Raw genomic sequence first — 22,385 nt, 5'->3', positions numbered from 1 at the left:
TCGATCCTTTTAAAATAATATTTATCTCCAGAAGTCATCAAATATCGTAACTGGCAAATGGCGTTTATGTTGCGTTTTCAAGTACCAATCTTCAATCGTTTTTGCAGCTTGTTCAGAAACTTCTTTTCCTGCAAGGTACTGATCAATTTCTTCATAAGTAACACCTAAAGCATCTTCATCAGATCTTCCTGGTCTGTCACTTTCCAAATCAGCTGTTGGAATTTTTTCATAAAACTTAGCAGGAGCACCCAACTCTTTCAATAACGCTTTACCTTGACCTTTACTCAATCTAAATAGTGGATTCAAGTCTGTTCCGCCGTCGCCGTACTTTGTGAAGAATCCAGTTACACTTTCTGCTGAATGATCTGTTCCTAATACTACTCCATTATGATTGGCTGCTACTGCATATTGTACGACCATACGCTCACGCGCTTTGATATTTCCTTTATTAAAATCAGTGATTTTTACTCCACCTTCTCTAAGAGAAGTTTCATTTGCATCAACAGTTGGTTTGATATTCACACGTACAACCTTATCTGGTTTCATCCAGTCGATTGCTGCCATAGCTTCTTCTTCATCTGCTTGTTCACCATAAGGTAAGCGCATGGCAATAAACGCATACTCTTCATTTCCTGTTTCTTCACGTAGTTCTTCCATTGCAATTTGTGCTAATTTACCTAGCAATGATGAATCTTGTCCACCAGAGATGCCTAATACTAACGTCTTAAGAAAATTATTTTTTTTTAAATAATCTTTCATTAAGTCAACACTTTTTCTAATTTCTTCTTTTGGATCTATTTCCGGCTTGACTGCCATTTCTTCAATAATCTGTTTTTGTAATTCTGACATTGGCTACGTCATCTCCTATTTAAGTTTTTAAGAAATTTCTGTATTCTTAGTTTATCATAAATTTTTAAATAGCTTTAAAACAATGATTTTGACTGATCAGTTGGCATTTTTTTGAACAAATTGATTGTTTCAACTTTTGCTTCATAAAGTTTTTGTGAAAGATCTACAGGGTAAGGTTCTGGATTTAATAAACGTTTGTGTTCTTCCCACTGTTCAGATAGACTTTGCATTGCATAGTCTCTTATCTCTTCAAGTGTAGGTAATGTATATACTACCTTTCCATCTACTATAATATCGTGTAATAAAGGGCGTGCATTATAATCAGTGATTGTTTTATTGATATAAGTATATTGAGGATGGAACATAAATAATTCTTCCTGTTCATTTGGACGTTCATCTACCAGTGAAATATAATCCCCTTCTGGCTTTTTATCATTATAAGAACGCACACGCCAAACCTGTTTTTTTCCTGGAGTTGTAATCTTCGCAACGTTGCCGGTTAACTTTAGTGTGTGGTGCATATTGCCATCATTACCTTCTACCGATACGATTTTATAAACTGCACCCAGTGCTGGCTGATCATAGGCTGTAATCATTTTAGTCCCTACACCCCACACATCAATTTTAGCTCCCTGCATTTTCAGATTCAGAATCGTTTCAGCATCTAAATCATTTGAAACAAATATTTTTGCCTCTTTAAAGCCAGCTTCATCTAACTGCTGACGCACTCTTTTAGATAAGTAAGATAAATCTCCCGAGTCCAAACGAACACCTAAAAAATTGATGGAGTCTCCCATTTCTCTAGCAACTTTGATAGCAGTTGGAACACCTGATTCCAGGGTATTGAATGTATCTACAAGAAACACACAATCTTTGTGTGTCTCAGCATAGGCTTTAAAAGCTTGATATTCATCTCGATAAGCTTGGACTAACGCATGTGCATGGGTTCCAGAAGCTGGGATACCAAAAATTTTTGCTGCTCTTGTATTGCTAGTAGAATCTACTCCTGCAATATAAGTTGCACGAGCTCCCCAAATTGCTGCATCCATTTCCTGAGCGCGACGCGCACCAAATTCTAAAACAGGATCATTTCCAGCAGCACTCTTGATTTGCGCAGCTTTAGTGGCAACTAAGGTCTGGAAGTTCACGATATTTAATAAAGCTGTCTCAATCAATTGACAATCAACAATCGAACCTTCTACTTGAATTAAAGGTTCATTTGCAAATGCTACTTCTCCTTCTTTGAAAGATCTAAGCGTTCCTTTAAATCGCCAATTCTTTAAATAAGTTAAAAACTCTTCAGGATATTGCTCAATCTCTCTTAAATAGGCAATATCTGATTCTTTAAAACGCAGTTCTTCTATATATCTGACAACTCTCTCTAATCCTGTAAAAATCGTATAACCCATGCCGAATGGATTGTTGCGGTAATAAACTTCAAATACAGCACGTTTTTGATCATTACCTTTTTTCCAATGGGTTAAAATCATATTAATTTCATATAAATCAGTATGCAACGCTACGCTATCATCCGTATACGTTCGGTTCATTTTAATATCCTCCTAGTGGTACTTATAATATGTTAGCTAGTATATCACATTCCAGCTATTATTTACTTGTGAAAATAATGACTATGTCCATGTTTGCATCACAATTTACTTCTTCTGGTCCATACACTGCTTATACACTTTCATTGTTTCCAGCCCTTGTTTTTCAATTGTAAACTGACTACTCCATTTGTAAAATCGTTCACCTTTTTGTTCCAGAGTATCTAATTCCCAGTCTGTACACGCTTCTTCTAGCGCTGCGGCCAATTCATCTGATGAAGCTTTCTGTACTAGCCAACCCACAGACTTATTAGGAATCATTTCACCAATATCGCCAACATCCGTAGCAATAACTGGTATGTGATGCTCACCGGCTTCTAGCGCAACTAAGGGAAAACTTTCACTCAATGAAGGCAACACCATAACATCTGCTTGAGCGATCTGTTTACTAACTTCTGTGCCCTCTACCCATCCTAATAAATTTATTTTATCTGATAAATCCAATTCATCGGCAAGTTTTTTTAGATCTGATTCTTCTTGTCCAGTTCCGCAAATTGTCAAGGTCCAGTTTGTTTGCTTTATTTTACTCAAGGCTTGAATCAAGTATCGATGTCCCTTGACCCATTCCAGCCTCCCAACCGTAATAATATTAAAAAGATTTGAATTCTTATTAATTTTAGAGTGGCTCAAATTGAAATTTCTTCCATTATGAACAACTGATACATTGTCAGAGGGTACTCCGCTACTAACTAATATTTCTTTTATCTCACTTGAAACTGCAATTACCTGATCTGGTTTTCTTATCGTACGTAAATTAAGTACTTCAAAAATCCGACCCTTGATTCCTCTATCATTAAAATCGAGTGTAGGATCGCTGTGTACAGTCATTACCCATCTTGCTGCTAATCGTTTCTTTGTTAAAGAAATCAATAGATTGGCTCTTGGACCATGTGTATGCAGGATCGTATACTCACGATCATTGATAAAAGATTTAAGTCTTGATAGGATCGAAAGATCATATCGAGATTTTTGAGGAAGTATAAATACATTTATACCGTTTTTTCTAGCCATTTCAGCTACTGGTCCATCTTCGAATACTAATAAGTCCATCTCCAGCTGGGAAACCCCTTGAAAGATTGATAGAATATGAAACAAGCCTCCGCCATATTCGTTTCCCGCATTTACATGTAATACTTTCATTAACTATCTCGTTTCTTTTTTGTTTTTTCTAATGCCTTCTGTTTATTGACTTCTTGCATAAATGCAGGCAAAGCAAGCATTCTACGATATCTAGACGGTTGTTTAACTAACCTGTACAACCACTCTACATGGAGTTTTTGTACAATTTTAGGGGCTCGCTTAGCTTTCCCAGACAGCACGTCAAAGCTGCCGCCTACTCCAACGGCTATACCATGTCCAGCAGCCTTCAAATATTCATGAATCCATTTTTCTTGTCGAGGAAAACCGAATGCTACTAATATTAAGTCAGGTTCAACTGACTTTACGTGATCAATCATTGCACTGTCTGAATGATCAAAGTAACCATGATGATAGCCTGCAACTACTAGGTTCGGCCATAACTTTTCAGCATTATTGACAGCTTTTTCAACGATTTCTTCTTTAGCCCCTATGAAATATACTCGTTTTTTATGCATATTGGATAATTCCAGTAACCCCAACATTAATTCAAATCCTGGTACTCTCTCTTTGATAGGTGTTCCTAACTTCTTAGCGGCTCTCACGATTCCTATACCATCTGGTGCTACATAATCTGCTTTTAACAATAAATTATAGTATTCATCATCTTCTTTAGCATACATAACAATTTCCGGGTTTGCAGTCACAAGAAACGTTTTCTGGTTCGCTTCCATCCGTGCAAGCAGCCGAGCCAAAAATTCTACTCGAGTTAAATTATCAAAAGGAATGCCTAATATCGAAACCTTTTTATCGTCCATTCCATTCATCCGTTCCGTAAGTTCTATTGCTATTATTGTAATACAATTTTGCCCTAGCGTACAGCCTTCAATTTGTTTATATTCAGACTATTTTAAAGGTTTAATGATTATAGTTCTAATTAGGAACTATATTTCTACGATAATTTTGGATTAAATCGATCTCAATAGAATTGAATTTCCTAAGTAACAAAAAAAAGTGAAAGAAGTCTATGCACTTCTTTCACTCTTTACTAGTACTACTATTGATCAATTATAATCTAACTTCTTCTACTTCATTTCCTTTTTTGTTTTTTACGTTGATTCTGGTCGGTTTGATTTCCAGCACTAAAATATTTGGATCTTCTTTACTTGAATACTGCTTATCCATGTAGTCATTCCATGACTTATCGATAATTTCCTGATTTTTGACCATTGAGACTTGTCCTTCAACTTCGACATAATCTTTATCGATAATCCCTTCTTCATAGCCAAGTAAGACAAATACATTAGGATTTACTTCAAGATCTTCCACTTTTTCAGTTCGCTTGTCCGTTATAGTGTATAAAGTGAATTCTTCGCTATAAAAAGACATATAACGTGCCATTGGTTTATTTTCAGAAATTGTCGCCATTACACCAACATCATTTTTGTCCATAATTTTAAGAGCCTTTTCTTTTATATCTACCAATATTTTCATCTCCTTTAGTATTTATATTAACTATGACAGAGAAAGCTTTTTCAAGCAAAGAATTCGCTTATAATATTTAGACAAACAAAAAAAGCAGCATATGAGCTACTCTTAAGTTTAGACTATTAAATGCTGTATCTATTCTATGATTGAACTTGATTTTTCCCCGATGTTTTACCTCTATATAACATTCGATCTGCACGATTAAACAATTGACTAACGGTTTCAGTCGGCATATATTGTGCTATCCCAGAACTACTTGTTACTTCTGCAGGTTCACTAAAATCTGCCGCATTGAGTTCTTGCCTGATTTTGTCAGCAATCTGATGTGCTTCTTTTTTCTTAGTTTCCGGCAATACAATCATAAATTTTCCGCCTTCAAAACTTCCTGCATAATCCTCTTCTTTTATATGATTTTCGATGATTTGACTAGCTTTACGAATAATTTCATCTCCGAATAAAGGACCAAATAGTGAATTCTGATGACTCAAATTATCAATATCTAATAAAATAATTGAGAGAGCCTTGTTGGAGCCTACTTGGGCTTCATTTACTAGTTTCCCTAATTCGAATAAGATATTTGCACGATTATATAAGCCCGTCATAGAATCTTTTTTAGATTGGATTGCCCATTCTTTATTTTCTTCAAGCAACCTTCGCCGTTCTTCTTCATATTCAGTGACGTCAAATACAATTCCAGATAAGAATAAAGGTGCGCCCTCAGCAGTTCTTTTCGTTACTTTTCCACGGTCATAATAAGTACGGTAATCACCGCTTTTAGTTTTTATACGATATCTAACTTCCCATACAGGAATTTTGTTTCCTAAATGATCTCTCATAGCATCCATTACTCGCTCATAATCATCTGGATGAAGACGATCAGTAAAAAACTGAAAATCAACATATTCTGGAAGCTCTTCTTTTTTAAACCCTAAAGCGATTGCCTTCATTGGGTTAAATGTCACTCTATTAACTTGAAAATCCCAGAACCAATGTCCTAAATTACCTGACCAGGCAAAATCTAATGAGTCTTGTTCCTCTTGCAGTTTCAACAATTCATTATTCAATCGCTTAACGGAATCTAATTCTTTTTTTAATGATTGAATTTCTAGATTGAGTTTATTCTCTGTCATTTACTCACACCTCTCACAAATAATTATAAGTGATAGAATCAACGTTTCACACAGATAATAAGCGTTCAATGCTAAAAAAAGAATGTCTGTTCACATTTATGTCATAATGTAAAATCATTAACTTTAATAATCGGAATATTTTAGCTGGTTAAACTCTCAACTAATAAATCTGCTACTAATAATAAATATTCTAGTTAATAATTATTCCTCTATGTTTAATTAGAATAATCTCATTAAATCAAAATTGTTTTTTTATCTCTTCAATTTCAAATTGATTTTTCAAGATAATAACTTTTTTATGCTTATTTTCGTTTAATATTTTTAAAATAATTGGTCTATTTGTATGGTTGAAATTCCAGACAAATTTAACAAATCCTGGTTCAAGCTTAATGGGGTTTCCATATGTTCGAGATTTAGTCATTTTACCTTTTATATATCTTTTCCAGATTCGATAAATGCAAATAGTTTTAGGTAAGTCTAACCAGATTACAGTATCCGCATAATCCAATCGCTTGCTGAGCGTTCGACTATAATTTCCGTCGATTATCCAACTATCTTTTTTAAGTACTTTTTCTAGTAATTCGTCAAATCCCGCTGGGTTTAAGGTGTTTTTATCATCTATCCAGTTCAGCTTATCCAAATGAATCACTGGTAAATCTAATTGTTTTGATAATTGAACAGCAAAAGTAGATTTACCAGATCCTGGAGAACCGATAACAAGAATCTTTTGCATAGACATCTCCTCCTAAGGATTAAAGCTAGGGACAAGCGAACAAATAGAATTAAAAGAGCGTATTTTAAAAAAAATTCATAAATTTTCTCAAAAAAATATAAATGGCAGCTGGTTCCCTTATGCTCTTACAGAATTATTCCTTTTTAATCACTTGAATTTTTGTTGCTGCTTTTCTTTTAGAATCCAATCGATTTTTTTAAAAAATTTTAGCTCTAATAAATAATTTTCAGTAAAAGTAAGCTGGATCTTATGAAGTGGAGCCTTAATAAAGTCCCCACTCTTAGGATCCAGTTTATCCTATTTATAGAGTTTCTTAAAATTATTACATTTAATTAATGCTTACATTTACTCATTCCAAGCTGAAATATAAGAAAGATAACTAAAAAGATACTGATTTTTTTCTTCTAAATCTTTTTTAGTCACCCCAGATAACATTAGATAATCCCGATATAACAGTTCGCTATTAGTCTCTTGAATCCCAAGAGTTTCTTCATGAATCACAAAAACTGTTCTTTCTTCAAAGTAAGGTTTATGATCAAGACTTTCTTTTTTATTTATTTCATTGTAATAAATATTACTTTTTTTGTTATCAATTACTTTGTACAAATGTAATTTTACTTCTTTTTTTGTTTCTCCTAAAGAATATTGAATATTTTCTTTAATAATATTTAATTGAAAAGGGTGTAAAATATTCAAGTCTACTTCTACTATGTCTGCAAGATCTTTAAGAATTGCTAATGGTTCCTTTTTTTTATTTACCATTATAATTTTATCTTGATATTTATCTAATAGCGATTCTATAGTATACATGCACCTCTCTCCTAATTGTTTTACGTAAACATTTCCAGCTTTAACGATACCGGATCTCCATCCAACTGAACAATAGTATACCTCAACACTTCCAACTGAAACTCTCATCTTAGTTTGTGTAGAAGGAGTACTAAACATAGCTAAGTATTGCGATCCTGTAGCTCTTCCACCTGTAGATTTATAGATATAACTATCTGAAAAATAAGTAATTGGAGTTAGTAGGTTAGGTCTAGTTACTTTCACATTTCTTAATCTAAAACTATTTATAGCAACTGATCCTGCGTAGTTTAAGTATAGCTGGTGAACGTCTCCGCTGATTCTAACTATCCGTCAACCCTGTTCCATCTATATAAGTGGCTCTAATTCCATTACTTCATTTGTATGTTCTTCATCCAAAGTGGCAGCACTCACTGACGATGACATTAAAGTGATGACTGAGCGTTATTGTTGCAATAAGTAAATAAATTCCTTTTTTTATTTTATTATTTCTATTTTGTTTTCCCCTAATAAATTTTAAAAATATATAAACAACATTTATGCACGCTTTTCACTTTCTTTTGCATATGTTCTATCCTCCTTTACAGTTAATTCATCATATTTATTCGTACAAAAAGGAGCAACGAATCGTTGCCTCCTTGAGAACAATATATTATAAACGTTTTATCATTAAAATACGTTAAATTAATAATTTACTAATCCTTCTTTATAAATGATTGCCTCAATTAATTCAACTTTGGATCAATTTGCTTACTCTCTTCTAATTCTTTCATTTCTCCGAAGAATGTCTCCACTTGATTAGATAATTTCTTATTAGATTCACTAACTTCTTTGTTCGCTTTAATCAACTAATTAATTTGAACATTCTGCTTGTTCATAACGGAAAAAAAGGAATTGACCATTACGCCTAAATCATTTTTGAGTGTAGCGTCATTTGATACGTCGACCGTATTTACTTGTATCTATCTATGATTTTATCTTTTTTTAGTACTGATTTCTATAGCTTTTTCATAGTTCAAAGTGGAAGCAGCATTCATATTTAGTTAGCTGAACACTATAAAAACGATGAATGTTATTCATTACATTTGCACTCATCGCTTCTATATTTTGTTTATTTCTTTATTCGATTTGTTTTTATTCTTCTTCTTCACTTTCATATGTCCTTCTAAAAATATACTCTATTTCATATTCAGGGAAAAAGGCATATTTTACTTTTACTGCTTCCCCAAATTTGAAATCTGAATCTCCATTGATCTTTTCTCTGACTGTTTGATATCTTATATGTAATAAGTCAGCGATATCGACTAGAGAAACACCTTTTTCTTTACGGATCTTTTCAAAATTATTCAACATCCTCTCACCTCCTTATACGATTTTTCGTATTAAAAACCAACAATCTATGACATAATTAACACTTGATTTCATCATAATATGAATTTTCGTACTTGTCAATAATAAATAACCTTCGTTCTAAAAAGAATATTGATATGCGATTTTTCGTATGCTATTGTTTTATTAACTACTAAAAAACGGAGAAACGATATGAATAGAGAAGAAAAATTAAAAACTATGATAATAAAAAGATTCGGTACCGTCAAGGAGTTTTCAAGAGCTGTCGGTTTACCTTACACAACTATACGCTCTATACTAGAAAGAGGTATTTTTAATGCAAAGTTAGAAAATGTCATCATCATCTGTAAAGGGCTTGGAATATCTTCTGAAGAATTAATTGATCAAAAGGATTTTGTAATGGAAAACTCTTTGTCTTTCTACAATGACTATACACATTCAAAGTCACCCAGTCTATTTGATGATTTAAAAGATCATTCTGAGATAGATAAAATCGAACTTCCAGATTTAATCATGGGACGATACGCTGGTGCTGAGGATATTATATTTTCTCGTATGTCCGAGAGATCTATGGACAAATTAATTCCTGTTAATTCATTGATTGGCATTAAGCCAGTCGAGCTAGCTGATCTTGAAAATGAAGATATCGTTGTCTACACCCATCAGACGGAACAAAGTATCAAGTATGTTTATAAAATAGAAAACAAACTTATTCTAAAACCTGCTTCCCATGATCCAAAATTCATTGATTCTGTATTTGACATGACAGATACTGAACTCAATATTTTAGGCAAAATCATAATATATATCGTTGAGAAATAGCTGTTACATATACTGGAGGAGCATTATGAAAAGGAAAGTTGTATTGTTCATTGCTATGAGTCTAGATGGATATATTGCTAGAAAAAATGGTGCAATAGATTGGTTAGATACTAACGTTGATGATCCAGTCGAAGATTTTAGTTACGAGAAATTTTACAGTACCATAGATACAGTGATTATGGGACGAACGACATATGATCAAGTGATCAACGAACTTTCACCTGACCTTTATCCTTATAAAGATATTAAATCTTATGTGCTGACATCAAGACCAGCTCAACCAAAAAAGCATGTGAAATTTATTACTGAAGACATTTCTGAACTTATACTGCGTCTGAAAAGGGAAGCTGGTAAAGATATCTGGATCGTCGGCGGACATTCCATTATCAAACCGCTCTTGCAGCTTAATATGATTGATGAATTTAAGATCACAATTATTCCGACTTTATTAGGAAACGGTATTCCCTTATTCGACTCTTTCCAAAATGAAATAAAGTTACAGCAAGTTAATAGCTATGTACGTAATCAGCTAACTTACCTTCATTTCGTTCGTAAATAATGATACAAAACAAAGCCATCACAAAAGTATGATTCCCGACTTCTGTAATGGCTTTTTTAATTTTTAAAGCTGTAAAATCAAGATAAAGATTACAGCTGCAATAGTCTGAAGTATACCCACTGATACCCCATAAACAAGGAAACGAGGGCCTTCTTTGATAAACTTTCTAAAATCAAGACGCAGACCAATTGCCGCTAAAGCTGTCATTTCAAACCAAGTACTAATATAATCAGTGGAATCAATAATAACTGTCGGAATCGTAAATATACTATTCAGGATACAAATAATCAGAAATCCTAATACATACCAGGGAATTGGTAATTTTTTTGTTTGGTTGTTCTCTAAATTTTCTCCTGTACTTTTTTGTACTTTCTTTTTAAAGAATAAAACAACAATGACCAGTAAAATAATACGTGTGATTTTGAAAAGCATAGCATACTTGACTGTTTCAGCACTAATTAGACTTGCTCCTGCTACAACTTGCCCTACTGATTGCAGGGTTCCTCCGAGCAAAGCGCTCTTGCTTAAAAGATCGTCCCCAAAAAGAGCTACTCCTAGAAATGGTAGAGAAAGCATCATTACAGTTCCCATCAAGTTAACTAGCGTTATCACTTGGCCTTTTTCTTCATCATCTGCTTGAATAGATGGTGCGATCGCTCCTATTGCAGAAGTTCCACAGACTGCATTTCCTCCAGCCATCATCAAAACCATTTTTTCACCAAACCCAAGCTTTCTTCCGATAAGATACGTTCCTATAATTACTGTCGTCATCATCAGTATGACGTATACCAGTCCTTTAAATCCCATCTCAACGATAGTCTGGAACGTGACAGTAAATCCCAGCAAAACAACTGCATATTCCAATAACCTGCTTTCTGCAAATTTTGTTCCTCTGGCTAAAATAGGCTGCTTGAAAACTGTATTGCCTAATACTATACCGAGTAAAATCGCAATTGTGGCGCCGCCAATTTGCGGAAAAAATGTTGCAAAAAATTTTGAAAATACAGCTACTATAAATGCAATCACTATCCCGGGAACGATTGGATATGTATTTGACAGTTCTTTTAGTTTATTTTTAAACTTCATGCACTCTTCCTTTCTCTGATAGAATCATTATACTATTTTTTAAAAATAAATTTCAGCAGCTAATCGCTTACATATAAAAAAATCTATTATTTATTCTATATTACAAATAATATACCTTTGACTTAACCATCGTACTTCGATATACTTCGTTTATAATATATATCGAGGTGCGATAGTATGGTTAGATCTGACTTACAGAAAATTTATATGCCTATGACTGAAACTGCTTTTTATATACTCCTCTCTCTTCAAGAACCAAGATATGGCTACAAGATTATGCAATTTGTTGAAGAACTGACTTCCGGCAGAATTCAATTTGGCGCTGGAACAATGTATGGAAGTTTATCTAAATTAAAAAAAGACGGGTTAATTGAAATCGTTAGAGAAGAAAATAAACGTAAAATATATCAGACAACTTCGCTTGGAAATAAATTATTGAAAATTGAGAAAGAAAGAATTGTTGAACTATATTTAAATGCAGAAAGGGTGAAAGACTGATGGAAAAGAAGGTCATCAAATTCATCACAGTGGATAACTTTGAAAAAGAAGAAACCTATTTAGAGCAAATGTCTAAAAAGGGCTGGCATTTTGTTAAATATGAAGAGTTGCGTTACTTTTTTGAGTCTGGAGATCCATCAGATATCATCTATCAAATCGATTACCATAGCTCTACCGATGGTGATAAAGAAGATTATTTACAATTATTCAAAGATAGCGGCTGGATACCTGTATTTGCTTATCCCATTTTTGATGGGGAGTGGTGCTACTTTAAAAAGGAAACAGCTTCTAATAATTCACCTAAAATATATACCGATAATGAATCAAAAATTGAATTATTTAGTAAAATCAGAAAAACCTGGGGAACTTTTGGTTTAATCTTATCCTTAGTTTTCTTACCTATTACTTTTATAACGGGTATTCTAACAAGCAACTCCTTCTTAATTTATTTCGTACTACTGATTTTTGTTTTTATAGCTTTGTTGTATATAAAAATGGTACTCAACCTGACTAGGAAAATTCATCAACTACGAGAATAAAGAATATTTCAAATCTTAAAAAACGAGAACTACTCACTATGAGTAGTTCTCGTTTTAAATTATCATCAAATAATTTACAGTTGACGATGAAGCAGTAGTTTTGTCAATTTCTCAATATCTTTTTTGCTTTTATTATCTGGGAGTTGTTCTATCAGAACCAACGCTTTACTTGTGTATCGCTCAGCCAGCTGAAAAGCCGACTTGATTCCTTCGGTATCTTTCAATTTTTTACGGATTTCTATAACGTCTTGTTCTGTATAGTCTTGTTTAGCAAATTGTTCCTTAAAAAATACTGGTGAACGTTTCATTGAAAACAGGATCGGTGCGGTATAAATCCCATTTCTAAAATCCTGAAACATGGTCTTCTCCCATACAGATTCATCTTGAGTGTATTCCAGTAAATCATCCATCAACTGAAATGCCATCCCAATTTGAGCACCGATTCGGTAACACAACCACTGTTCTTTTATAGACATATTACTTTCCATTGCCCCTCCATAACAGGCTAATGCAAATAACTCAGCAGTTTTTCCCCGAATTTGGGTTAAATAGCGTCGTATCGTCATATCCTGATTGTAAGACTGATCTAACTGGTGCAGTTCCCCTCCAATTACTCTTTCCATGGCTCGAGTAAGAATACCTTGTACATCTATTATTTGACGGTAAGGATGTGTCATTCTAAAGCAGATAGTCCCCGGCGTACACTGCAGACTTTTTTCCATGAGCCGCTTGTATAGTAGGAGTTCCTCTCCTTATATCCCCTTCATCAATGATATCATCGTGAATCAGTGTTGCATTATGAAAAACTTCAATTGCTGCAGCCATCACTCTTGCTCTTTCCGGTTCACTCTTTGGCCCTAATTGCGAAAATAGCAACGAATAAGCTGGACGTATCATTTTTCCACTAGACTGAAAAATACCTTTTGCCGCATCATTCACTTGCTGATTACGTATAAAAATCTTACTGAAAATCAATTGCCTAGTTTGCTTAAGTTCCTTTTCCAAGTCGGGAAATTCATCCCATATCGAGTGAATGCTCAAAGCAATCCCGCCTTAATCTACAAATTTATTTAACTATTTTTGAAATAGTTTTATCTTTAAATCAGCTTCATTTTTATACATTAATATTAAAGAATGTAAATAACTAATTCTTTTTGAGACCATGCAGATTTACAGCACGACACTATACTATTAATGAATTATAAAATCCGGTATATAGAATGATGTTTCAACTAATAGAACATTATCCATAGCTTATCAAATATTTTTAAAATTTATTTATGTAAAACATTTGTTATCATTATACATTTGCAGTGCTAAATTGTCTAAAACAATGTTTTCATTATAAGATTTCAAGATAGATTAGCGTTTTATCTCATTGAATTCGTCTTATTCTGCTATACTGTAAGCACAATATTTATTCACATCTTAAACCAAAGGAGTCTACCATGTCTATTTCACAGTTTTTGAGGTTTGTTGATATTCGGACAAAATTCACGAGTATTCTTCCTGTTCTTTTAGGCGTTTTTTACACAATCTATTATTTTGGAACTTTTAATTTACTCAATACCCTGCTTTTTTTTATTGCAGCCGTTCTGCTTGACTTCACTACCACTTCTATCAATGTCTTAGTTGATTATCAGACAGCTGCATCAGAAGAATTTAAGAAAGAACGCAATATTATTGGTAGAGAAAATATTTCCGAAAAACTAGTTGTAGTTTATATTTATATTATGCTCATTCTCTATTTCATTTTAGGTTTGATTCTAGTCTTTCGAACTAATCTGGTCTTGCTTCCAATTGGTATTATCTGTTCCATCATCGCGATTACGTATACTTATGGGCCGCTTCCGATTTCTAGAATGCCCTTAGGAGAGTTGTTTTCTGGTCCTCCTCTTGGGTTTGGCATTATCTTTATTGCCATATTCGTCAATTATAGAGATTCACTGATTCTAGCATTAAATTTCCAGAATTCAACATTTATGCTTCAAGGAGATTGGCTGACGATCTTAGCTATATTTTTTGTTTCTTTACCACAGGTTTTATTAATCTCCAATATCGTTCTTGCAAATAACATCTGTGACTTGAAACAAGATATTGAAAATAATCGATTTACCATTGTTTTTCATATTGGTAAAGAAAAAAGTATTCAATTATATAACTGGCTAACTTACGGAAGCTATGTATTATTTCTAGTACCCATCTTAATGGGCTGGTTACCATTGATTATGTTACTAGTTTATCCAACTCTACTCTATGCTCGTAAGCAAGTACGGTTATTTAACCTTAAACAAGAAAAAGCTGAAACCTTTATTACTTCGGTAAAATCTTTTTTAGCTTTTACACTAGTAGAACTTTTACTATTTGTAGTGGTTATTAGTTGGGCTTGGTTATCGTAATAGTTATTCGTTTGACTTATCTTTAAATTAATTAAATTCAATAAAAAAACCGTAGACAACTCTAATCTGTCTACGGTTTTGATACGATATCTAATTATCAACAATCCTAATAATCAAAAATTTACTATATAGCTATGCAAAATATGATTCGTTAAATTTTACTGATTTCTTTTCAGTATCTATAGTGACTTCGATCCCATATGGCAAAAGACAACGGGGACAAGCATGTCCAAAAGGTAAATTATATAAGACCGGTAATGTCTCATCGTTAATAACCTCTTTGTAAATACTTTTATATTCTTCATAATATACATTATTTTGTGGCTTACCAATTAGTACACCATTTACCTTGGAAAATACTCCATAATCTTTTAACGTCATTAACATACTTCTTAGGTTTTCAGGTGCTGGGCGCTCTTCACTTGTTTCTAAAAAAAGAATTTTTCCGCTCCATTCTTCTTTCCGAGGGAAAATTTTATACTTTTCTATTATATCTGGTTCATCCCCATAGCGAGCTCCTATTAAAGAATCATATAAACTTTCCAGACAGCCGCCTAATAGCCTACCGCTTGTTTTATTTTTTCCAGATAATATTTCAATCCCATTTTTCTCAAAATGTCGCTTACGTTCAGTTCCTATAGACTTAGAAGAAAAGTCAGTTCTTTCTTCATACCACCATTCAGTTGAAGTAATTTCTGTCAATTCTTGACCATCAAAATAACCTTCTAGAGAACGTTTCGTATAAGGCAAAAGCTCCTCCGCTAATTCAGCAATATCACTTAAAAAATTCGGACCATAAAAAGATTCCATTCCTAATCGATAGAACATTAAATGATTAATTGTTGTATCTGAAAACCCGGTGAATATTTTAGGAGAGTTCTGTACTGCCTGAATAAATTCCTCATCTTCCATCAAGTATGGCAGTAAACGATAGGTGTCATCCCCACCAATTGCACATATTATTCCTTTTATGGATGAGTCCATAAAAGCTTCTTTCAAATCTTCTGCCCGCCATTCAGGATGATTTTCCAAACTATCCATCCCTTTTAATGTATTAGGCATAAAAACAGGCGTTAGACCCAAAGATTCTAACCTTCTTTTCCCTATTTCTAGCTGATGTGCTGCAAATGACTCTCCTAAAACACCACTTGATAAACTAACAACAGCTACTTTATCCCCTTTTTTCAATCCTTTTGGCTTAATCAATGCATCCACCTTCTGTTTTGACTTTCCATTTTTTAAATTTATTGCACATAATATTTATGTTAAATAGAATAACACAATAACGATACTCACAAAAGACAGTAAAGCAGCAATTGGAATTGATAGTTTAAATATAAGCGTTTGTGTTTTGTGCCGAAATATCCCCATACTTAACCAGGAACCTATTCCTCCAAATAAAAAAGAACAGAGGAGCAGTTGCTTTTCTGAAATTCTATATCTATGCTTTATAGCTCTTTGCTTGTCAATGTAGAATAATATAAAAGTATACACATTCATCATTAATATACCCCCTATTAAAATTAACTGTATATCTGAAAGTAATTGCTCCATAAAACCCTCCATAATTTTCATATTAAAATCCTCGCTGCTTTTAGTAGATTCATATATTTTCTTTGAAAAGTATACCATATTCAATTAGGTGGTCTACTAACATATAAGGTTATAAAATTTAACCAATTCCACTTAACGAGAGATAAATCATTATTATATAGAAACATTAATGAAGTTCAGCTAGCTATTTTAATATATTCCATATAATAACATTGAATGATTCATGAAACCCTCGTATACTTTATTTATAAGTTAAAAGGAGAATGCTTTTGAAAACTAAAGAATTAACATTCAGATTTGCAACGAAAGAAGACATTCCTTTGATTATGAAGTTTATCAAAGATTTGGCCATCTATGAAAAAATGCTGGATGAAGTTGTCGCAACTGAAGCATTGCTTGAGGAGTGGCTGTTTGACAAAGAAAGAGCTGAAGTCATTTTAGCGGTGGTAAAAGGAAAAGAAATAGGCTTTGCTCTATTCTTTCATAATTTCTCAACATTTTTAGGTCGCTCTGGAATTTATCTGGAAGATTTATATGTAGATCCATCCTTTCGGGGACACGGATATGGTAAAAGCATCTTAAAGTATTTAGCAAAAATCGCTGTTGAAAGAAAATGTGGTAGGCTAGAATGGGTTTGTCTGAACTGGAATAAGTCTAGTATTGATTTTTATTTATCGCTAGGAGCAAAACCCATGGATGACTGGACTATTTACCGCATTTCCGGTACTACATTAAATGAACTCGCAGATTGACATGAAACTTGAAAATAGATAAGCGCAGCTAATTTACTATAACTGCGTTTATTTATGTTACATACTTTTAATTCAGTGCTTACTATGAAATTAAAAATCTTTATCAAGTAATGTAACGCTTGTTTATCAGGAAAAGAAAGGTTGAATAGGTATGGACTCTAGACAAATCCAACTAGTGATAAGTGATATCGATGGAACTATTTTAAACGATCATCACTTAGTTGATGATCAATTAAAAGATACTTTACTAGCATTGCACAAAAAAGCTATTCCTTTTATTTTAGCTTCTGCCCGATCACCAAAAGGTATGGTTCCTATTACAGAAGAACTTAATATAACTGATAATCCCATCGTTTGCTATAATGGAGCACTAGTTTTAAAAAAACAAAAATCCGGGCATTATACTTCTCTATTTAGTCATGAATTAGATAGAGAAGAGGTCCGACTAATTGTTGATGTTATTAATAGTCAATTCCCTGAGGTCGCTATCAATCTATATTCTGGCAGTGAGTGGTACGTAGCTAAAAATGATAAATGGACAAAGATGGAAGCTGTCATTACAAATGAACAGCCAATCGAAAGGAACCTTCAGCTATTACTATTAGATTTTAAATTACCTGTTCATAAGCTTCTGCTAATTGGAGAGTCTGAAGAAATCAATCAGCTTCTTGAGTATTTTAAACATTTAAATTTAAAAAACAGCTCATTTTATTTATCAAAAAATAATTATATGGAAATCACTCATCGTGAAGTATCCAAAGATAAAGCCTTAATAGAGCTATCGAAGTATTATGATGTACCTTTAGAAAACACAATGGCTATAGGAGATAACTTTAATGATATTCCTATGCTTTCTTTAGCAGGGCTTGGAATCGTAATGGACAATGCACCTGAAGAAGTAAAAAAAAGCACAAAAATAAAAACAACTGACAACAACAACTATGGTGTTTCAAACGCATTGAGAAAATTTATTATAGATATTTAAAATAATTATACCTTGAATAAAGTTGCTTCATTCAACGTTACAAGACGTTCTTGTAACGCTGCATAAGCCTCTGCATTTAATTCAGTACCTTCTTCTCCAACAACTTCAGCAAGTGCCTCTCCAACACGCTGATGTTCTGAAAGTTGCTTTTCCATTTCTCCGGCAGTTTCTCCAGCCTGTCGGGCAAGTCTTTCCTCGATTTGTTTTTCTATTTCTCCTTTAGCAAAACTATAGCTTACTCCAGTAATCATGAGTACTACCATAATCATGACCGGAATAAAACTAAGGATTTTGGCACGAATTGAAAGTTTCATAACCTTCTCCCCCTCCTATTTGTTACTATTTATATATCGTAAAAATAAGAAGAAAATTAAGGAATCAAGAGATTTTCCAAATATACATAGATTAATTCTTACACTTTTCTGACATAAATATTTTAAGTAATTCAAAGTACCTAAAGGAAATTATCTTTTTGACATTATTTTCCTTTTTCGATCTACTAATGGTGATTTTTACATTACTTGTTCAGACTTTTAAACTATTTAAAAACTATCGACTGTGTCCTCTTCACTATTTCATCAAATGATTGCGCTTCGTAATCAGGTATTATACCTGAATCATTTTTCAGTCTGAATGGATTAAACCAGATATTTCTGATTCCAGAGTTAATCGCTCCTTGAATATCCGAATGCAGGGAATCTCCAATCATTAGTGTATTTTGTGGTTGCATTCCTTTATTCCGATCCATCAGAATATCAAAAAATTTCCGATGAGGTTTGGCATATCCAATTTCGTCTGAAATAACGATATCTTCGAAAAGCATCTCTAATCCGGTGCCTTTTAATCGATTTCTTTGGGTGGATGATTTCCCATTGGTTCCAGCTATGACTTGAAAGTTTTGCTTTTTCAAATGCAGCAGCATCTCTTTTGCTCCCTTTAAAACAAAGAAATTCTCATCAAGATAGCTCCGATATTCCATTTCGAGGAGCTTACCATCTGCTTCAACCCCAAATTCTTGATAAGTTTTTGAAAAACGAGTATCTAATAATTCTTTTGCTGAAGCACCTTGTTCAATTTGCCTCCAGATTGCGTTATTTACCTGTTTAAAAGTCGGCAGCCACTGGTCAAAATGAACATCTTGTATTACATGATTCTTAAAAACTTTATTCAATCCGTCCTTTTCACCCTTTTTAAAGTCCAAAATCGTATCGTCTAAATCAAAAATCAAATAACCTTTATAACTCATTTTAAATCCTCCATCAAATTTTCTGTAATTCTATTTTAACGGAAAATACTCTTTAGTCTATGAACTATCTCAATTTATTGATAAATGATATAATGAACAGTAGAAAAACAGATTTTGATAAGGAGATTTTCATGACTATTCCTACTATAACCTTAATGGATGCCTATATGATAGAAACGCTTTTTTCAAAGGGTGTTAAAAAAGAAGATTTTCTTCATACAATGAACGAGAAAAATCTAGATAAATATGTACATTTTGATGATTCTTTTGACTATTCAGAACTAAGTACTTCTGTGCAAGGGAAGGAATCGTTATTTGAAGAAGCTATTAAAAAAAATCAGTATGCTATAAGTTACTTAACAATCGGAGGGTTGAAAAATCTTCTTAGAATCAAATATGAGTTTGTAGAAGAAAAAGATTACCTTCTCTATGATCAGAAATTAGAAAATTTAACTGTAAATCAAAAGCAGCTAAAAGAAATCAAAGCATTAGTCAGTTCAGCATGGAGAGTTATAGAAACTGATGAAAAATCTAATCATTCAGTTACTATTTCTATTTTACATGTGAGCATTCTTTAAAGAATGCATCATGCTTATTGAATACTAGATCAACAAACAGGTGCAGCTTTTTAATATTTTTTATACTCCATTTCCAACAATGTAGAATACTCAATTCTACATTGTTTTTATTTTCCTCATCTATCTGACTTATAAACTAGTATTTATAGTTAAGCTATATAAAAATCCAGACCACTTTCTTTATTAAAACTATACTTAATTATCTAAAGAATTCCTTGAAAATAAATTATTTTATACTCTCAAAACAAACTATACCAATTACTTATTTTGTTCGTTGTTTCCTCTGTTTACTCTCTCACCAAGGCATGGTATCTTCATACCTGTAATTTCATTAATGATTTTTATAATAAGAAATCAAGGAGTGTAGAAGAAATGCATACACGAATAGAATCTGATTCAATTGGTCCTTTACCCATTCCAAGCAATGCATACTATGGTGTTCAGACATTACGAGCGAAACATAACTTTTCAATCTCTGGAGAAAAACTGCATCTTTCCCTTATAAAAAATTTGGCTGTAATCAAAAAAGCTGCAGCAATAACAAACTTTCAGGAACAAAATATATCTGCTGATATTGCTGAGGCAATTTACAAAGCAAGTGATGAGATTATTTCAGGTAAATTCCAAGAAGAGTTTATTGTAGATGCCATTCAGGGTGGCGCTGGAACTTCTGCAAATATGAATATCAATGAAGTACTAGCTCATCGCGCTAGTGAAATACTTGGAGGTACAAAAGATACCTATGATCTTGTTCACCCTAATGACCATGTCAACTGTTCACAGTCGACAAATGACGTTTTTCCGACGGCAGGAAAATTAACGGTTCTAGAACTAATGCCGCATCTAATCAACAATCTCTCCTACTTAGAAAATTTACTCGCTCAAAAAGCGGATGAGTTTTCAGATGTAATCAAAATGGGAAGAACCCAATTGCAGGATGCCGTTCCAACAACATTAGGCCGCTCTTTCAAAGCCTATCAATCTGCTGTATGCAGAGGTATTCATCATTTGTTAACCGTAACGGATGAAATGCATACCCTTAACATTGGAGGGACAGCTATCGGGAATGGACTCAATACTTCTCCAGGTTATTCTGCAACCATCGTTCAAAACTTAGCAAATGAATTGAAATTACCGTTAAAACAGGCAAACGATTTATACGATGCTACTCAAAACGCTGATAGTTTTGTCCAGGTATCAGGCGCTGTAAAAACTGTCGCAGTTATACTTTCAAAAATGAGTAATGATCTAAGGCTAATGTCCAGTGGTCCAAAGACTGGATTCGGTGAAATCAACTTACCTGATAAGCAAAATGGCTCATCCATTATGCCCGGCAAAGTCAATCCTGTTATTCCAGAAGTTGTCTCACAAGTAGCCTTTCAAATTATCGGAAATGATGTAACAATCACAATGGCAGCCGAATCCGGTCAATTGGAACTGAATCCTTTTGAGCCAATTATCTTTCGTAATTTGTTTAGTTCTATTGAACTTTTAACGAATGCTGCGTTAACGCTGGCAGATAACTGTATCGCTGGTATTACAGCCAATAGAGAGCATTGTCTTGAACAAGTGGAACGAAGCGCAGGAATCGCCACTGCTCTCTGCCCATTCATCGGATACAAAAGAGCAAGTGAAGTCGCAAAAGAATCTTTAAAAACTGAAATATCTATTCGAACAATTCTTTTGGAAAAGGATTGGTTAAGTAAAGAAAAAATCGACGAGATCATAGATTTGAAAAAACTTGCGGAAGGAATAACCCCTTCAATTAATCACCTGCATTCTATTTTAACTTGAAAAATCGACCTATACCAAAATTGAATTATTAAAAAATCAGATTTTATGTAGTGCTAAAAAATAGTACAAATCTATCTGAGAAGGTATCTATGATGTTCATAAATTTAATCTTTCAAATACTCTGTAAAAAGAATATAATTTAAAACTGTCAAAAAATAATCAAAATTTTTGTTGACAGTGTATTACTTCTCTTGCTATAGTAATGACCAACAGGAAACATTAAATATAAATGCGTGAAAGATAAGTACATTTTGGAAGTCTTCATAGAGAGCCCAGTCTGGTGAAAAAGGGTAAGATGAAAAATCTGGAAAATGGTCTTTTAAAACTTGAAAATGATTTAACTTTCTAAGTTAACGTGGAATGAACGAGTTCTCTGGAATAAGTTCATTACGGCTGCACCCGTTACAGTGCCACAGTATTAAACACAATGATGGTGTCGTACTGTTTGAGGCAATGAGAAGCAATTCCGTTGTAAATCAAGGTGGTAACACGAATTTGACTATTTCGTCCTTGAAGGAGATTCGCAAAAAGC

Annotated in this window: 24 protein-coding genes and 1 pseudogene; 9 read left to right on the top strand and 16 right to left on the bottom strand. The window is 33.3% G+C overall.

What is annotated here, in order from left to right; translation table 11 throughout:
• Positions 1-21: 21 nt before the first annotated feature.
• The 10 genes from nadE to BKP56_RS05705 form a co-directional block, all read right to left on the bottom strand.
• Positions 22-849 (bottom strand): ammonia-dependent NAD(+) synthetase, encoded by an 828-nt coding sequence (gene nadE / locus BKP56_RS05745; RefSeq protein WP_072694212.1) that lies wholly within the window; start codon positions 847-849, stop codon positions 22-24.
• A 74-nt stretch (positions 850-923) separates the two neighbouring features.
• Entirely contained in the window at positions 924-2,399 is a 1,476-nt protein-coding gene (locus tag BKP56_RS05740) for a nicotinate phosphoribosyltransferase (RefSeq protein WP_072694211.1), read from the bottom strand.
• A 105-nt stretch (positions 2,400-2,504) separates the two neighbouring features.
• Positions 2,505-3,596 carry a glycosyltransferase family 4 protein gene (locus BKP56_RS05735; RefSeq protein WP_072694210.1) on the bottom strand — a complete coding sequence of 364 codons (1,092 nt, stop codon included), beginning with the start codon at positions 3,594-3,596 and terminating at the stop codon, positions 2,505-2,507.
• Positions 3,596-4,351 (bottom strand): WecB/TagA/CpsF family glycosyltransferase, encoded by a 756-nt coding sequence (locus BKP56_RS05730; protein WP_072694209.1) that lies wholly within the window; start codon positions 4,349-4,351, stop codon positions 3,596-3,598. Before BKP56_RS05730 ends, BKP56_RS05735 begins: the two co-directional genes overlap by 1 nt.
• A 250-nt stretch (positions 4,352-4,601) precedes the next feature.
• Positions 4,602-5,018, bottom strand: a complete 417-nt coding sequence (locus tag BKP56_RS05725) for a pyridoxamine 5'-phosphate oxidase family protein (protein ID WP_072694208.1) — start codon at positions 5,016-5,018, stop codon at positions 4,602-4,604.
• A 143-nt stretch (positions 5,019-5,161) separates the two neighbouring features.
• On the bottom strand, positions 5,162-6,151 hold the full coding sequence (locus BKP56_RS05720; RefSeq protein WP_072694207.1) for a sensor domain-containing diguanylate cyclase: 990 nt from the start codon (positions 6,149-6,151) through the stop codon (positions 5,162-5,164).
• Between the two features lie 238 nt (positions 6,152-6,389).
• Entirely contained in the window at positions 6,390-6,884 is a 495-nt protein-coding gene (locus BKP56_RS05715; RefSeq protein WP_072694206.1) for a hypothetical protein, read from the bottom strand.
• A gap of 345 nt (positions 6,885-7,229) precedes the next feature.
• On the bottom strand, positions 7,230-7,937 hold the full coding sequence (locus BKP56_RS05710; protein WP_156849227.1) for a hypothetical protein: 708 nt from the start codon (positions 7,935-7,937) through the stop codon (positions 7,230-7,232).
• 479 nt (positions 7,938-8,416) lie between these two features.
• Complete coding sequence (locus BKP56_RS14125) at positions 8,417-8,539, bottom strand: hypothetical protein (protein WP_257786584.1); 123 nt, start codon at positions 8,537-8,539, stop codon at positions 8,417-8,419.
• 286 nt (positions 8,540-8,825) lie between these two features.
• On the bottom strand, positions 8,826-9,041 hold the full coding sequence (locus BKP56_RS05705; RefSeq protein ID WP_425434178.1) for an XRE family transcriptional regulator: 216 nt from the start codon (positions 9,039-9,041) through the stop codon (positions 8,826-8,828).
• Positions 9,042-9,233: 192 nt separating this feature from the next.
• Here BKP56_RS05705 and BKP56_RS05700 point away from each other — a divergent pair, with 192 nt between their 5' ends.
• Positions 9,234-9,863: a S24 family peptidase gene (locus tag BKP56_RS05700; protein ID WP_072694203.1), complete on the top strand. Its 630-nt coding sequence runs from the start codon at positions 9,234-9,236 to the stop codon at positions 9,861-9,863.
• A 25-nt stretch (positions 9,864-9,888) separates the two neighbouring features.
• Positions 9,889-10,422, top strand: a complete 534-nt coding sequence (locus tag BKP56_RS05695) for a dihydrofolate reductase family protein (protein ID WP_072694202.1) — start codon at positions 9,889-9,891, stop codon at positions 10,420-10,422.
• Between the two features lie 63 nt (positions 10,423-10,485).
• Here the strand turns inward: BKP56_RS05695 and BKP56_RS05690 are convergent, their stop codons facing one another.
• Positions 10,486-11,508, bottom strand: a complete 1,023-nt coding sequence (locus BKP56_RS05690; RefSeq protein WP_072694201.1) for a YeiH family protein — start codon at positions 11,506-11,508, stop codon at positions 10,486-10,488.
• A 177-nt stretch (positions 11,509-11,685) separates the two neighbouring features.
• Here BKP56_RS05690 and BKP56_RS05685 point away from each other — a divergent pair, with 177 nt between their 5' ends.
• Both BKP56_RS05685 and BKP56_RS05680 read left to right on the top strand, forming a co-directional pair.
• On the top strand, positions 11,686-12,006 hold the full coding sequence (locus BKP56_RS05685) for a PadR family transcriptional regulator (RefSeq protein ID WP_072694200.1): 321 nt from the start codon (positions 11,686-11,688) through the stop codon (positions 12,004-12,006).
• Positions 12,006-12,545 (top strand): DUF2812 domain-containing protein, encoded by a 540-nt coding sequence (locus BKP56_RS05680; RefSeq protein ID WP_072694199.1) that lies wholly within the window; start codon positions 12,006-12,008, stop codon positions 12,543-12,545. The genes BKP56_RS05685 and BKP56_RS05680 overlap by 1 nt, the downstream gene beginning before the upstream one ends.
• A gap of 74 nt (positions 12,546-12,619) precedes the next feature.
• Here the strand turns inward: BKP56_RS05680 and BKP56_RS05675 are convergent.
• Positions 12,620-13,442: pseudogene (locus BKP56_RS05675) on the bottom strand (polyprenyl synthetase family protein).
• 551 nt (positions 13,443-13,993) lie between these two features.
• Between BKP56_RS05675 and BKP56_RS05670 the strand changes: the two are divergent.
• Entirely contained in the window at positions 13,994-14,944 is a 951-nt protein-coding gene (locus BKP56_RS05670; protein WP_072694198.1) for a UbiA family prenyltransferase, read from the top strand.
• A 132-nt stretch (positions 14,945-15,076) separates the two neighbouring features.
• On the opposite strand, the gene BKP56_RS05665 is transcribed toward BKP56_RS05670, so the two are convergent.
• Together BKP56_RS05665 and BKP56_RS05660 are read right to left on the bottom strand one after the other, a co-directional pair.
• Positions 15,077-16,150, bottom strand: a complete 1,074-nt coding sequence (locus tag BKP56_RS05665; protein ID WP_072694197.1) for a S66 family peptidase — start codon at positions 16,148-16,150, stop codon at positions 15,077-15,079.
• 54 nt (positions 16,151-16,204) lie between these two features.
• Positions 16,205-16,498 carry a DUF1294 domain-containing protein gene (locus BKP56_RS05660; RefSeq protein ID WP_072696004.1) on the bottom strand — a complete coding sequence of 98 codons (294 nt, stop codon included), beginning with the start codon at positions 16,496-16,498 and terminating at the stop codon, positions 16,205-16,207.
• A gap of 269 nt (positions 16,499-16,767) precedes the next feature.
• On the opposite strand from BKP56_RS05660, the gene BKP56_RS05655 reads away from it, so the two are divergent.
• Both BKP56_RS05655 and BKP56_RS05650 read left to right on the top strand, forming a co-directional pair.
• On the top strand, positions 16,768-17,250 hold the full coding sequence (locus BKP56_RS05655; protein ID WP_232226930.1) for a GNAT family N-acetyltransferase: 483 nt from the start codon (positions 16,768-16,770) through the stop codon (positions 17,248-17,250).
• Between the two features lie 151 nt (positions 17,251-17,401).
• Entirely contained in the window at positions 17,402-18,235 is an 834-nt protein-coding gene (locus BKP56_RS05650; protein ID WP_072694195.1) for an HAD family hydrolase, read from the top strand.
• Positions 18,236-18,240: 5 nt separating this feature from the next.
• On the opposite strand, the gene BKP56_RS05645 is transcribed toward BKP56_RS05650, so the two are convergent.
• Positions 18,241-18,549 carry a hypothetical protein gene (locus BKP56_RS05645; protein ID WP_072694194.1) on the bottom strand — a complete coding sequence of 103 codons (309 nt, stop codon included), beginning with the start codon at positions 18,547-18,549 and terminating at the stop codon, positions 18,241-18,243.
• Between the two features lie 224 nt (positions 18,550-18,773).
• A complete protein-coding gene (locus BKP56_RS05640; RefSeq protein ID WP_072694193.1) occupies positions 18,774-19,481 on the bottom strand; it encodes a YjjG family noncanonical pyrimidine nucleotidase in 708 nt (235 codons plus the stop codon).
• A 92-nt stretch (positions 19,482-19,573) separates the two neighbouring features.
• Between BKP56_RS05640 and BKP56_RS05635 the strand changes: the two genes are divergently transcribed.
• Positions 19,574-20,059 carry a hypothetical protein gene (locus BKP56_RS05635; RefSeq protein WP_156849226.1) on the top strand — a complete coding sequence of 162 codons (486 nt, stop codon included), beginning with the start codon at positions 19,574-19,576 and terminating at the stop codon, positions 20,057-20,059.
• A 372-nt stretch (positions 20,060-20,431) separates the two neighbouring features.
• The gene (locus BKP56_RS05630; protein WP_072694191.1) at positions 20,432-21,853 is read left to right on the top strand and encodes an aspartate ammonia-lyase; all 1,422 of its coding nucleotides are present in this window, start codon (positions 20,432-20,434) and stop codon (positions 21,851-21,853) included.
• Positions 21,854-22,385 lie beyond the last annotated feature (532 nt).

This window comes from Marinilactibacillus sp. 15R (assembly GCF_001895285.1).
GTDB classification, from domain to species: domain Bacteria; phylum Bacillota; class Bacilli; order Lactobacillales; family Carnobacteriaceae_A; genus Marinilactibacillus; species Marinilactibacillus piezotolerans.
This window is presented reverse-complemented; position numbering and strand designations above follow the sequence as displayed.

Bases quoted from the DNA above. Each gene is read 5' to 3' on its own strand.
- nadE (WP_072694212.1), bottom strand. From the start codon at position 849: ATGTCAGAATTACAAAAACAGATTATTGAAGAAATGGCAGTCAAGCCG.
- BKP56_RS05740 (WP_072694211.1), bottom strand. From the start codon at position 2,399: ATGAACCGAACGTATACGGATGATAGCGTAGCGTTGCATACTGATTTA.
- BKP56_RS05735 (WP_072694210.1), bottom strand. From the start codon at position 3,596: ATGAAAGTATTACATGTAAATGCGGGAAACGAATATGGCGGAGGCTTG.
- BKP56_RS05730 (WP_072694209.1), bottom strand. From the start codon at position 4,351: ATGGACGATAAAAAGGTTTCGATATTAGGCATTCCTTTTGATAATTTA.
- BKP56_RS05720 (WP_072694207.1), bottom strand. From the start codon at position 6,151: ATGACAGAGAATAAACTCAATCTAGAAATTCAATCATTAAAAAAAGAA.
- BKP56_RS05715 (WP_072694206.1), bottom strand. From the start codon at position 6,884: ATGCAAAAGATTCTTGTTATCGGTTCTCCAGGATCTGGTAAATCTACT.
- BKP56_RS05700 (WP_072694203.1), top strand. From the start codon at position 9,234: ATGAATAGAGAAGAAAAATTAAAAACTATGATAATAAAAAGATTCGGT.
- BKP56_RS05695 (WP_072694202.1), top strand. From the start codon at position 9,889: ATGAAAAGGAAAGTTGTATTGTTCATTGCTATGAGTCTAGATGGATAT.
- BKP56_RS05690 (WP_072694201.1), bottom strand. From the start codon at position 11,508: ATGAAGTTTAAAAATAAACTAAAAGAACTGTCAAATACATATCCAATC.
- BKP56_RS05685 (WP_072694200.1), top strand. From the start codon at position 11,686: ATGGTTAGATCTGACTTACAGAAAATTTATATGCCTATGACTGAAACT.
- BKP56_RS05680 (WP_072694199.1), top strand. From the start codon at position 12,006: ATGGAAAAGAAGGTCATCAAATTCATCACAGTGGATAACTTTGAAAAA.
- BKP56_RS05670 (WP_072694198.1), top strand. From the start codon at position 13,994: ATGTCTATTTCACAGTTTTTGAGGTTTGTTGATATTCGGACAAAATTC.
- BKP56_RS05660 (WP_072696004.1), bottom strand. From the start codon at position 16,498: ATGGAGCAATTACTTTCAGATATACAGTTAATTTTAATAGGGGGTATA.
- BKP56_RS05650 (WP_072694195.1), top strand. From the start codon at position 17,402: ATGGACTCTAGACAAATCCAACTAGTGATAAGTGATATCGATGGAACT.
- BKP56_RS05645 (WP_072694194.1), bottom strand. From the start codon at position 18,549: ATGAAACTTTCAATTCGTGCCAAAATCCTTAGTTTTATTCCGGTCATG.
- BKP56_RS05640 (WP_072694193.1), bottom strand. From the start codon at position 19,481: ATGAGTTATAAAGGTTATTTGATTTTTGATTTAGACGATACGATTTTG.
- BKP56_RS05635 (WP_156849226.1), top strand. From the start codon at position 19,574: ATGAACAGTAGAAAAACAGATTTTGATAAGGAGATTTTCATGACTATT.
- BKP56_RS05630 (WP_072694191.1), top strand. From the start codon at position 20,432: ATGCATACACGAATAGAATCTGATTCAATTGGTCCTTTACCCATTCCA.